At 43.6% G+C, this 12,044-nt stretch carries 7 protein-coding genes and 1 pseudogene; 3 read left to right on the top strand and 5 right to left on the bottom strand.

All coding sequences use genetic code 11. The features are described 5' to 3' along the window. Positions 1-642: 642 nt before the first annotated feature. The 3 genes from AACU25_RS20475 to AACU25_RS20465 all read right to left on the bottom strand — a co-directional run bounded on the left by AACU25_RS20475 (position 643) and on the right by AACU25_RS20465 (position 3,128). Positions 643-1,590, bottom strand: a complete 948-nt coding sequence (locus AACU25_RS20475) for an NAD(P)H-dependent glycerol-3-phosphate dehydrogenase (protein ID WP_096578770.1) — start codon at positions 1,588-1,590, stop codon at positions 643-645. A gap of 124 nt (positions 1,591-1,714) precedes the next feature. Continuing rightward, on the bottom strand, positions 1,715-2,593 hold the full coding sequence (lipA, locus tag AACU25_RS20470; RefSeq protein WP_096578768.1) for a lipoyl synthase: 879 nt from the start codon (positions 2,591-2,593) through the stop codon (positions 1,715-1,717). Positions 2,594-2,777: 184 nt separating this feature from the next. Continuing rightward, the gene (locus AACU25_RS20465) at positions 2,778-3,128 is read right to left on the bottom strand and encodes a histidine triad nucleotide-binding protein (RefSeq protein ID WP_096578766.1); all 351 of its coding nucleotides are present in this window, start codon (positions 3,126-3,128) and stop codon (positions 2,778-2,780) included. Between the two features lie 55 nt (positions 3,129-3,183). Between AACU25_RS20465 and AACU25_RS20460 the strand changes: the two genes are divergently transcribed. From AACU25_RS20460 to AACU25_RS20450, 3 genes and pseudogenes are all read left to right on the top strand, one after another. Next, positions 3,184-4,719: a YifB family Mg chelatase-like AAA ATPase gene (locus AACU25_RS20460; RefSeq protein ID WP_096578764.1), complete on the top strand. Its 1,536-nt coding sequence runs from the start codon at positions 3,184-3,186 to the stop codon at positions 4,717-4,719. Positions 4,720-4,837: 118 nt separating this feature from the next. Then, positions 4,838-5,428: a 2OG-Fe(II) oxygenase gene (locus tag AACU25_RS20455; protein WP_096578762.1), complete on the top strand. Its 591-nt coding sequence runs from the start codon at positions 4,838-4,840 to the stop codon at positions 5,426-5,428. 101 nt (positions 5,429-5,529) lie between these two features. Further along, positions 5,530-5,661: pseudogene (locus AACU25_RS20450) on the top strand (type II toxin-antitoxin system VapC family toxin); the annotation flags it as partial. Between the two features lie 100 nt (positions 5,662-5,761). Here the strand turns inward: AACU25_RS20450 and AACU25_RS20445 are convergent. Next, on the bottom strand, positions 5,762-6,148 hold the full coding sequence (locus AACU25_RS20445) for a response regulator (RefSeq protein WP_096578760.1): 387 nt from the start codon (positions 6,146-6,148) through the stop codon (positions 5,762-5,764). A 64-nt stretch (positions 6,149-6,212) separates the two neighbouring features. Continuing rightward, positions 6,213-11,384 (bottom strand): response regulator, encoded by a 5,172-nt coding sequence (locus AACU25_RS20440; RefSeq protein WP_096578758.1) that lies wholly within the window; start codon positions 11,382-11,384, stop codon positions 6,213-6,215. Positions 11,385-12,044 lie beyond the last annotated feature (660 nt).

Raw genomic sequence — 12,044 nt, 5'->3', positions numbered from 1 at the left:
CAATAGATTACGGTCAGCTAAAATTAATGGTCAGCTATTCAACTGTTGCTATTGTTCCCGTGATTTACGAAGAACTAACACGGTTGAGGATTCTATTACGGTTTTTTTTGAATTTTTTTTCAAAAAAACTGTGATAGTTGTTTTTGTTACATAACTACTGAAATAGTAGGCTGCTGTAGTTCTTTCATTGAACCAATAGCTATTCATTTCTACAGCTAGCTTTTAAGTTTTGAATTAGCTTTTCAACATTTTAAATTTGATGAGATTTTAATGTTACAAAAGTAACAATGTATAAACATATTTCAGTAAAAATGATGTTCATAATCGGCATAGTCATATCTACACCACTCAAAACGTTGTATCCTGACAAATTACGAATTTTTCTCTAGGGAATATTTGGTAAGTATTGAGGTAATTGTCATCGGCAATGCGTTAGTAAGAACGCTGAAGTGCTAATACCTAGCAATTACCAGTTCAGTATTTATAAGGAGTAGGGAATGGGGCATTGGGCATGGGGCATTGGGCATTGGGTAATAGGTAATAGGTAATTGGTAATGGGAATAAGCATTTGTTTTTCCTGGTCTCTTTGTTACCCAGTACCCAATCCCCAGTCCCTAATCCCCAGTACCCAATCCCCAGTCCCTAATTCCCATCCTCAAAATGATACTCAGGCTTGATGTCACGTAGCATTAATTCATCAAGGGCTTGTTGGGGTGTAATTTTACCTTGAAGTAATCGATCAACTTGCTCGGTAATTGGTACGGGAATATTCTGCTGTCTGGCTCGTTGCATCAACACTCGACAGGTGTTGACACCTTCAGCAGTTCCTTGGAGATGGGAAAGGACTTCTTCGAGCGTTTTGCCAGCAGCTAGCTGGTAACCAACTTGATAATTACGGCTTAGGGGACTGTTGCAAGTTGCTAGCAAATCTCCTAAACCTGATAAACCATAAAATGTTTCCGTTTTCGCACCCCAGAAATTACCGATGCGAACCATTTCTGTAAGTCCACGGGTGACTAAACCAGCTTTGGCATTGGTTCCCAATTGTAAACCGTCACATACACCAGCTGCGATCGCAATTACATTCTTGAGTGTTCCGCCTAATTCCACTCCCACCGGATCGGGATTGGTATATACCCGAAAGCGATTAGAAGAAAATACCAGCTGCACGGCTTGAGCCGCTGTAAAAATATTGCTAGCGACTACAGTTGCAGCTGGTAATTCCATTTCAATTTCTTTCGATAAATTGGGGCCAGATAAAACAACAACTGCATTGTCAGGGAAAGCAGATTGCCAAATTTGCGACGGCGTACAGGTTGTTTCTGGTTCTAAACCCTTGGTAGCCGTCACAAAAATTGTTTCCGGAGAGACAGGTAAAGACTTGACTTGAGCCGCTACATCCCTGACACCTTTCATTGAGATAGCGGAAAGGATAATTTGGGCATCTTCTAACACTGCTTCCAGTGTTTCCTCTCCCCAACGCGACCAAACCCGTACCTGATGACCATTAGCCGCAGCCAAATTCGCCAGTGCTGTTCCCCAAGCACCTGCTCCCAAAATTGCTACAGATTGTGAATTGTCATTGGTCATTGGTTATTGGTTATTGGTCATTTGGTGTTGGGCATTGGGCATTGGGCATTGGGCATTGGGCATTGAGAACTGAAGCAGTTTTTCTCCCCCGCTCCCTGCTCCCTGCCCCCTTGCCTCATCTCCCTCATCCCCTACTCCGGGGGTAACGCTGCATTAATTCGCGTACTTGCTCTGCATGATAAGAGCTTCTTGTCAAGGGAGAAGAGACAACTTGTAAAAATCCCAGTTCTTCGCCGAAGGCTTGCCATGCGGCAAATTGTTCTGGGGTGACAAAATCATTGACTTGTAAATGTTTTTGGCTGGGTTGGAGATATTGCCCAATCGTTAAGATATCGCAATCTACGGCACGTAGGTCTTGCATTGCCTGACGAATTTCGGCATCAGTTTCGCCAAGTCCCACCATGATGCCAGATTTAGTGTATACCCAAGGAGCAAGTTGACGCGATCGCGCTAGTAATTCCAGAGTGCGATCGTAGTTACCTTGGGGACGGACACGACGATACAGACGGGGGATGGTTTCTGTATTGTGGTTTAATACTTCGGGTGCAGCTTGGAGAATTATTTCCAGAGCATCCCAATTACCGCACAAGTCAGGAATTAATACCTCAATTGTAGTTTTGGGTGAGACAGCCCGAACTGCGGCAATACATTGCACAAACTGCGATGCGCCACCATCAGGTAAATCATCTCGGTTTACAGAGGTGATGACTACGTGATTGAGTTGCATCCGGCGCACGGCTTCTGCCAAACGTGCTGGTTCTGTAGGGTCTAAAGGTTTGGGCTTTTTTTCAAAATCGATATCACAGTAGGGACAAGCACGAGTGCAAGCAGGGCCCATAATCAAAAATGTGGCAGTACCAGCTTGAAAACACTCGCCAATATTCGGACAGGACGCTTCCTCACAAACCGTATTGAGCGCTAAATCCCGCAAAATTTCTTTAACGTTCCCAACGCGCTCCCACTGAGGCGCTTTTACCCGCAACCAGTCTGGTTTTACAGTCACAATCCGTTTTCACTATATATATACAGAGTTATGTTAGCAATCTTCCGAGATTTTAGATGAATTCAGTTTAAAAGAATATTTTTTAGTAAGGGCGCAAGCGCTTGCACCCTTACGATAAGGGACTTCCAGAAAATCAATTATCCATCATTTTACCTCCCCCTGCCCCCTGCCCCTCTGCCGCTTATCAACCAGGAGGCCATTTCATTTCCCGTCCTCCTAGAATATGTAGATGTAAATGGTAGACAGTTTGTCCGCCATCAGCACCGGAGTTGATGACAACCCGATAACCATTTTCTAATCCTACTTTTTCAGCAACACGCTTAACGGTTAACAAAAGATGACCTAAAAGAGCATGATCATGAGATTCCGCATCAGCTAATTTAGCGATCGCCTTTTTGGGAATCACCAAAATATGAACTGGTGCTTGGGGTTGAATGTCTCTGAACGCCAAAGCCAAATCATCTTCATAAACAATGTCGGCGGGAATTTCCCGACGAATGATTTTACTGAAAATCGTCTCTGTGGTTTCACTCATGTCATTTTACTTACTCATCTGCTAGAGATTTTAAAGGGTTATTGTTAGATAAAAAATGCTTGCTAGAGTCTGGAGTGCATCAATTGTCGGCATCGATGCCATAAAAGTAGGTGTGGAAGTCGATGTATCCGGGGGATTACCAGGAATTGTGGTATTAGGATTACCAGATTCAGCAGTTCAAGAATCTAAAGAACGGGTAAAAGCAACGCTGAAAAACGCGGGTTTTGCTTTTCCGATGCGGAAGATTGTAATTAACTTGACTCCGGCTGATTTGCGTAAGGAAGGGCCAAGTTTTGATTTGCCTATCAGCGTCGGAATTTTAGCGGCTTCTGAGCAAGTAAGTGCTGACTTACTAGGTGATTATTTATTCGTCGGGGAAGTTTCTTTAGATGGTAGTTTGCGTGCTGTGGCTGGTGTTCTACCGATTGCGGCGACTGCTCAAAAGATGGGAATTGCTGGTTTAGTTGTGCCGATGGATAATGCCCAAGAAGCCGCTGTAGTGGAAGGATTAGCGGTTTACGGCTGTAAAAATCTGTTTGAGGTGGCAGATTTATTAAATAATCCCGCACGCTACAAGCCAGTGCAATTAAATCAAACTGTAGAGACTGATTATGCTGCATCTTTTGCTGGCAGTATAGATTTAAAAGATGTCAAAGGGCAAGCTCATGCGCGTCGAGCGTTAGAAATTGCCGCAGCAGGAGGACATAATTTAATTTTCGTCGGGCCGCCAGGCAGTGGAAAAACCATGCTAGCGCGTCGCTTACCAGGTATTTTACCACCGCTAAGTTTTGCCGAAGCTTTAGAAGTGACTCAAATTCACTCAGTGGCAGGGTTATTGAAAAATCGTGGTTCCTTAGTACGCGATCGCCCTTTTCGCAGTCCTCATCATTCGGCTTCTGGCCCTTCTTTGGTTGGTGGTGGTAGTTTTCCGCGTCCGGGAGAAATTTCCCTATCACACAGAGGTATACTTTTCCTCGATGAATTAACAGAATTTAAACGTGATGTTTTAGAATTTCTGCGTCAACCATTGGAAGATGGCTATGTGACGATTTCTCGCACTAAACAATCGGTGATGTTTCCCGCGCAGTTTACCTTAGTAGCGAGTACTAATCCTTGTCCTTGTGGTTACTATGGCGATACTATCCAACAATGTACCTGTTCTCCTAGGCAAAGAGAACATTATTGGGCAAAGCTTTCTGGGCCGTTACTCGACAGAATCGATTTGCAAGTAGCAGTGAATCGCCTCAAACCAGAGGAAATTACCCAACAACCAACAGGCGAAACATCGCAATCCGTAGCCAAACGAGTACAACAAGCACGCGATCGCGCTAGTACCCGCTTCCAAGGACAACAAAATTTGCGTTGCAATGCTCAGATGCTGAGTCGTCATCTGCAAAAATGGTGTCAGCTAGATGATGCCAGTCGTAATTTATTAGAAGCCGCAATTAGAAAATTAGGTTTATCAGCCAGAGCTAGCGATCGCATTCTCAAAGTAGCACGCACCATTGCAGATTTAGCTGGCGAAGATGAATTAAAACCTAATCATGTAGCTGAAGCGATACAGTATCGCACTATTGATCGGATGCAATAGTATCGCAGAGAACTAAATACCGCAAATTATTGGCTGATCAACCTCGATTTGGCGAGATTTTAATTGAAACTATGATTAATGATGTGCGTCATTACTCAAAATGCGCTCACATACAACCATGACCAAGAAAAATTTGCTTGGTAACGAAATTTTCACATTGGATAATATTCTCACACCAGAAGAATGCGCTGAGTATATTACTTTCACTGAAAACATTGGTTATACAGATGCTCCGATTAATACGATGCAAGGTTTTCAAATACGTCCAGACATCCGCAATAATCAACGTGTAATTTTAGATGTTCCGGAACGAGCTTGCGATTTATGGCAGCGAGTGTCAAATTATATACCTAATACTATGGGCAGATGGCAAGCTGTGGGGCTAAATGAGCGTTTTCGTTTCTATCGCTACGATCCAGGTCAAAGGTTTGCACTTCATCATGATGGTTCTTATCAGCGACCCAACGGCGAGGAAAGTTTATTGACTTTCATGATTTACCTAAATGAAGGTTTTGATGGCGGCGAAACTCGGTTTCATCTTCCACGCCGATATTATGAACATTTACTTACTATGGATGTTGTTCCAGTTACAGGTATGGCCTTGTGTTTTGTTCACGAACTAGTACATGAAGGCTCTCCTGTGATCCAAGGAAGAAAGTATGTTTTACGCTCAGATGTGATGTACCGTCAACTGTCGAGAGTGTATTGAACGTTGTGGAAACGGCTAGCTCAATTGGGGGAGAATCCCCCAAACCCCCTCCAAAATTATTGTTTTGTTGTCAATTTATTTTTTTAACTGAACTTTATTGGGATTTACACATTGCCGCGATACCTTCGGTAAGCTTCACTAACGCACTTTCTGTAAATGGAATTTTGGTAACAAGAAACTATCGAGATTTTTCTCAAATACCCAATTTAGTTTTAGAAAATTGGACTATGTAAAGCAATTTTAATTCTGCTGCTTCCTCGTCTCCTCAATCCCCAAGAGTTCTGTAATTTTGAATTTTGAATTTTGAATTTTGAATTGATTTGTCCCCAATCCCTAGCCATCCAAACTCCAACCTAAAGCCGTAGCGATTTGTCCAGCTAATTCTAGAGGATTGAAAGGTTTGGCGATCGCAGTTGCCATTCCCATTTGAGCATAACGGCGGCGATCACTGGCTTGAATTTTGGCTGTTAATAAAATTACGGGAATCTCTTTGGTGGCTGGATTGGCTTGGAGTTTTTCAAAGGTAGTTATGCCATCCATATCAGGCATCATTACATCTAAAAGGATGGCATCTGGTTGCCAAGCTTCGGCTTTAATGATGCCGTCTTTACCAGAACTTACCGTTATCACTTCCCAACGGGCAACGGTTTCCAAGCAAATTTTGGCAACTTCTTGAATGTACTCTTCGTTATCAACTACTAAAATTCGCTTTGTTGTCATCTTTTCAATGAATTGTGGGTTTGAGATTTTTGCTAGTTGAAACTGCGTTGGCTGGGAAATAGATTTAAAATTGCTCTCCTTCTTGTTTATTGTGTGTAATTCGCTGCAGTAATTCCATTACCCGTTGTTCAAATTCTTGGGTGGTGACACGTCCTTTGGTTAAAAATTCTGTATGTCCTAATTTCAAGCGATCGCGTTCTGATTCGTCTAAGTCTGTGGCGGAGTAAACTACCACAGGGGTGCTACATAGTTGATTGTGTTTCTGTAGCCAGTCAACAACAGCAAAACCGTCGCTTTCTGGCAAAATTAAGTCGAGAATCAGTAAGTCGGGGTTGACTTGTTGACTCAGGCGGATGGCTTCTCTGCCAGTTTTGGCGAGGTAGGTGTCAATATCATGCCTTTCAAATAGGGTTATGAGTAGTTGCGCTAAGTCGTTGTCGTCTTCCACAATCAGAATTTTGACTCGCTTAGAAGCTGTTGCTACTGCTTGTCTCAGTGATTTTAACAGGTTACTTTCTTGGACTGGTTTACTCACCCAATCCACAAAGTCGGCGGTGGGTTGACTATTACTATTTTGTTTGTAGACACTACAAATCACAATCGGAATATCTTTGGTATCGGCTCGCTCTTTTAATACTGCCATTGTTTCCCAACCATTCATCCCTGGCATGAGTAAATCTAATAAAATTACGTCGGGATTTTGGCTGGCGGCGGCGGCGATCGCTTCTTGGCCGTTGGCTACGGTGATGACTTGATATCCGCCTTTTTTTAGTACGGTTTGTAATTCCTGACCAATTGCTGGGTCATCATCACAGACTAAGACTAAGGGGGAGTGCTGAGTCATGTATCCTGACTCTGGTGCGATCGCATTTACCGTTTCAGGCATTTGGCGAGCAGAGAGAATTGGTAATGTAAAGTAAAAAGTACTACCTTCATCTAAAATACTTTCTACCCAAATTCGCCCGCTATGCTGTTGCACAATGCTCTTACAAATCGCTAAACCTAAACCTGTACCATCATGGTTGCGGGAATCGGAGGAATCCACTTGTTGAAAGCGCTCAAAGATACTGTCGAGTTTGTTGGCGGGTATCCCGCGTCCGGTATCTTTGACGGCAAATAATACTTCATTTCCTTGGGTTTTGGCTGTTAACCACACCGTTTCCCCTGGATGGGAAAATTTAATAGCGTTACTCAGCAGATTAGTGAGGGTTTGCACAATTCTGTCGGGATCTGCCCAGAGTTGAATTGACACGTCAGCAATAGAAAGTTGCACTCCGAGTTTATCTGCTAGGGGCTGAATGACATTGACGGCGGATTTAATCAAATCTGCGACATTACAGATTTCCCGTTCCATTTTTACCCTACCCGACTCGATGCGCTCAATGTCTAAGATGTCATTGATTAGGCGGACTAGGCGCTCAGTACTATCTGTAGCAATTTGCAAGAGGCGTTTTCCCTGTTCTGAGTTGGCTGGGAGTAAACCACTAACTAACATTCCTAAAGAGCCGTGAATGGAAGTCAGGGGGGTGCGGAGTTCGTGACTGACGACGGAGACAAACTCGTCTTTCATCCGCTCGACTAGTTTGCGCTCTGTAATATCCCGCAGGATAACAGTATAATAAGTTTCGCCTCCCATATCTAATTTAGAAATCGAGGCTTCTGCGGGAAATTCTGTACCATCCCGACGCATACCATAGATTTCTCGGCGTTCGCCCATTCTCCGGGCGGGGCTGGGAGATTTGCCAAAGTCGCCGACATGATGACGATGGGCTGAGGCAAAGCGTAATGGTAAGAGTATATCTAACTGCTGCCCCATCACTTCTTCAGCTTTATAACCAAAAATCTTCTCTGCGCCTTGGTTAAATAAGGTAATTTTTTGGGTAGCATCGATGGAAATAATCGCATCATCAGCAATATCTAAAATGCGGGCAAATTTTGCCTGAGAAATCCGTAGCTGTTCTTGGATTGACTGACGTTCATCGAGTTCTGTTTGTAATTTTAGATTCAGACTAATTAACTCCGCCGTTCGTTCTGCAACTCTTAATTCCAATTCGTTGTTGACTTGATGTAATAATGCTTCCGTTTGTTTACGGGCTGTGATGTCACGGGCGACAACTTGCGATGCGGGCTGATTTTGGTAGGTAAAAGCAGCGGCGGCAATTTCTAGGGCGATCGCTTGTCCATCTAAGCGCAAAAATTGGGCTTCTTCGAGGGTAACTGGCTGAGTGGAGGTTTTTAGCAGTTGCAGTTGTTCGCGCACTGCTGGCTGCGAATGGGGATGAACTAACTCTAATACCTGTTTACCGAGTAATTCTTGCGGTTGGGTAGCACCAAACAACTGCACGGCGGCGCTGTTGACAAAGACAAAATTACCTTCGCTTTCAATGAAAATTGCTTCTGGGCAAAGTTCTACTAGCTGTTGGTAGCTTTGCTGACTTTTTTGTAATGCGGCTTCGGCAATTTGGCGATCGCGCTGATTGCGTAGTGCCATCATCCCGTAAGCTAGGTCTATGGCTAGGGCTTCTAAAAGTTTCACCTCATCAGCATCAAAAGCATCTGGTTCGGTGGCGTAGATATTCAATGCGCCCAAAACTTGCCCATCGGCTGTTAAGGGTAAAGCTATTGATGCAGCATAGCCTTGCTTAATCGCCTGACATCGCCAAATTTCATAATGGGGGTCAGTTAAAATATTTTGAATAATACAGGTTTCTCCTGTGCGAATCGCTGTCCCGACTGGCCCCAAACCTGCGGGATTATCTGCCCAATTGAGGTTGAGAGATTGCAAATATCCATCTTCGTAACCAGCTTGGGCGACGGGACTAATGGTGCTTTGGGCATCATGTTCTGCTAAACCTACCCACGCCAAACGATAATCGCCAACTTCGACAATCATTTGACAAATTCTTTGCAGCAAATCTAACTCGTCTTTAGCCCGCACCAAAACCTGACTGCAATTAGTTAAAGCTTGCAGGGTGCGATTTACCCGACGAATTTCGATTTCTGCTTGTTTATATTCAGTAATATCTTGCATGATCGCCAACTGCACAGTTGTGTCATCGGCTTCATAGCGCAGAGGTACAGCGTGAGTTTCTAGCCAGCGTCGATGTCCTTTAGAACTGACAATTTCAAACTGGAGAGTTCCTTGGTTACCCTGACAAATACTGGCGTGGAATTGGCGGAACTGCTGCTGATATTCGGGGGAAATTAGTTCATAAATTGACTTACCAATCACCGCCGCATTGTTGTTAGCCTCCAACATCAAAAGACAGGCGGGGTTAATTTCCAACAACTTACCATCGGCAGCAATGACGCTGATACATTCATGCTGACTATCAAACAGCGATCGCCAGCGATTTTCCGATGTAGTTACTTCCCGACTCTGGCATTTTGTCACGCGTCGCAATAGTTTAATCCGTTCTAAGCGATTAATAATCCGATTCACCAATTCTGGCCCGACAATCGGTTTACTGACAAAATCATCAGCACCAGCACTAAATACCTGATTGACAATTTCGGCATCGCTGTGAACTGTCAGGAATAAAATCGGCAACTCACTCCACCGGGCATCGTTCCGTACTACTTGGCATAGTTCGATACCGTTGGTATGGGGCATTTCCACATCTAAAATCAGCATATCTGGGGCGACTGTTTCCAGCGTTGTCCAGAACTGTCGCGGGTCTTGCAAACCTATGACTTTCAGCCCCCAAGGACTGAGTAAAGTTTCTAACAATGCCAAAATATGAGGATCGTCGTCTACAGCCAAGATTTTGGCTTCCGCATGGGGCGCTTGTTGCAATACTTGGGTAACAGCTTCTAACACCTGCGCCGCCGGCATCGGCTTTTGCAAAAATCTATGCCCGCCGTTGCGTGCTATTTGCAAGCGGTTGCTAAAATCGCTTTGCTCGGTAAAAACTAGCACAGGGATGGGTGGTTTATTTTGAGCAAGTTCTGTGAGTAGGCTAAAACTTTCTTGGGGATTACTGGCAACGCTGGGGTCAAGTAATACTACACTAGGATGTTCGCGATAGATGAGATGTCGAGCCGATTCAATGCTGTTAGCAGCTGTAACTGTGACATTCCAGTTAGCTGACTCTACTTTTAATTGTTCAGCTAATTTCCCATTGGCATCAACTAGCAAAACCAAGGGATTGTCATCATTCTCGGTGGCGGGAGATGCCGATTCTTGCTGTTTACTGGCAATTTCTTGCCTTAATTGCTGCACCCAATTTTGTAATTTACTATTCTCCGATTGCGTCAAAATTTTGTCAGATTTCAGCAATTGCTCAATTTTTCGTGCCAATTTGGAACCATGAGGTAAACCAAAAGTACCCAAGGAACCTGCTAAAGTATGGGCTTCTTGAGCAGCTTGCGATCGCAGTTCGGGATTTAAGGTTTTCTGGCTGACAGATGCTTGTTCTAGTACCTGCAATTGTTGATTAACTCGCCCTTGAAATTTTTGCCAAATCCCCGCTACTGCTAAGAGTGTTTGTTGTTGTGATTGTTGATGTAAATTAGCGGATTTTTTCGCGTCTAATTCTGCTTTATGACCCTGTTCTTCTGGTATTTGGGGTTTAAGTCGATAGCCAATTCCATAAACTGTTTCAATTAAATCGCTCCCTGCTCCCACACTTCGTAGCTTCATCCGCAAGCCCTTAATATGGGTACGCACAGCTTCTTCACCGGGGGTATCTTCATAAGACCAAAGATGCTCTAAAATCATGCCGCAACTAAATACCCGGCGACTGTTACGCAAGAAAAGTTCTAATAGTGCATATTCTTTCGGGGTTAATGACAGCAAATCTTGGTTGTAGGTGACTTCGCAGCTAATGGGATCGAGCTTTAAATTACCCCATTCCAATACAGGTTGTGAGGTGGTTCCGCCTCGACGTAATAAAGCCCGCACCCGCGCCACTAATTCTTCTTGATCAAAGGGTTTAACCACATAATCATCTGCCCCTGCATCTAAGCCAATCGCCTTTTCATGACTGCTATCACACCCTGTTAATAACAAAACGGGCATTTGCAAACCACGCGATCGGATATGACGACAAAGACTAATGCCGTCCATTTTCGGCAGCATCACATCCAATAGTACTAAATCATAATCATAAGTTTCAATTAAATCTCGTGCCGTATCCCCATCGTGAGCAACCTCAACAGCATAGTTTAGGCTAGCGAGAATTTCACTCAGCACATGGACAAGTAGCTCGTCGTCTTCTACAACTAAAATTTTCATATCAAAAGCTTTCTTGAGGTTGCTAATCTTGATATATAACCAACAAAAAAGTTTAGTTTAAAATAAATATTTTAAGATTAATTATTTTTTAAGAATTTATTTGTCATCATTTAGCTTTATGCATATTAAGCGATAAATTGCTGAGTATTTAGTTGGAAGCAACAAATATCAACATTTTTTATTTTTTGATAATTAGACTTATAAGTTTACAATTGATTTTGCCTCAAATCGCCTACCATCAAGTTCGCGTTACCCCACCCCTTGCAAAGGCTAAGGTGTATACACAAGTTATCGCATCACTACCAGTCCTAGAATTACCCCACCCTAACCCTCCCCTTGCAAAGGGGAGGGAACTTGATTTTCTTGTTTCCCCCCTTACCAAGGGGGGATTAAGGGGGGTAAAACCCGAATCTCAAAATAACTCCGATTTGTGTGTACACCGTAGCCTTGCAAAGGGGAGGGGTTAGGGGTGGGGTAAAAGGCTCGTAGGATAAGCGTTTGAACTTAAGTTGACAGCAATTGACAATTATCTATACCTCACCTACTTGCAATCTGCTGTAAGTAGTTCGGTTGGAAGAATTATGGTTATGGTAAGGCAGGAGGCAAGCTTATCTCATGATTATTACGGATAGGAATAAGTTTCAAGGTGTAAAATATAGG

It is taken from the genome of Tolypothrix tenuis PCC 7101, assembly GCF_963874875.1.
Lineage (GTDB): Bacteria > Cyanobacteriota > Cyanobacteriia > Cyanobacteriales > Nostocaceae > Aulosira > Aulosira tenue.
This window is presented reverse-complemented; position numbering and strand designations above follow the sequence as displayed.

Coding starts and splice junctions, on each gene's coding strand:
- AACU25_RS20475 (WP_096578770.1), bottom strand. CDS start 1,590: ATGACCAATGACAATTCACAATCTGTAGCAATTTTGGGAGCAGGTGCT.
- AACU25_RS20465 (WP_096578766.1), bottom strand. CDS start 3,128: ATGAGTGAAACCACAGAGACGATTTTCAGTAAAATCATTCGTCGGGAA.
- AACU25_RS20460 (WP_096578764.1), top strand. CDS start 3,184: ATGCTTGCTAGAGTCTGGAGTGCATCAATTGTCGGCATCGATGCCATA.
- AACU25_RS20455 (WP_096578762.1), top strand. CDS start 4,838: ATGACCAAGAAAAATTTGCTTGGTAACGAAATTTTCACATTGGATAAT.
- AACU25_RS20445 (WP_096578760.1), bottom strand. CDS start 6,148: ATGACAACAAAGCGAATTTTAGTAGTTGATAACGAAGAGTACATTCAA.
- AACU25_RS20440 (WP_096578758.1), bottom strand. CDS start 11,384: ATGAAAATTTTAGTTGTAGAAGACGACGAGCTACTTGTCCATGTGCTG.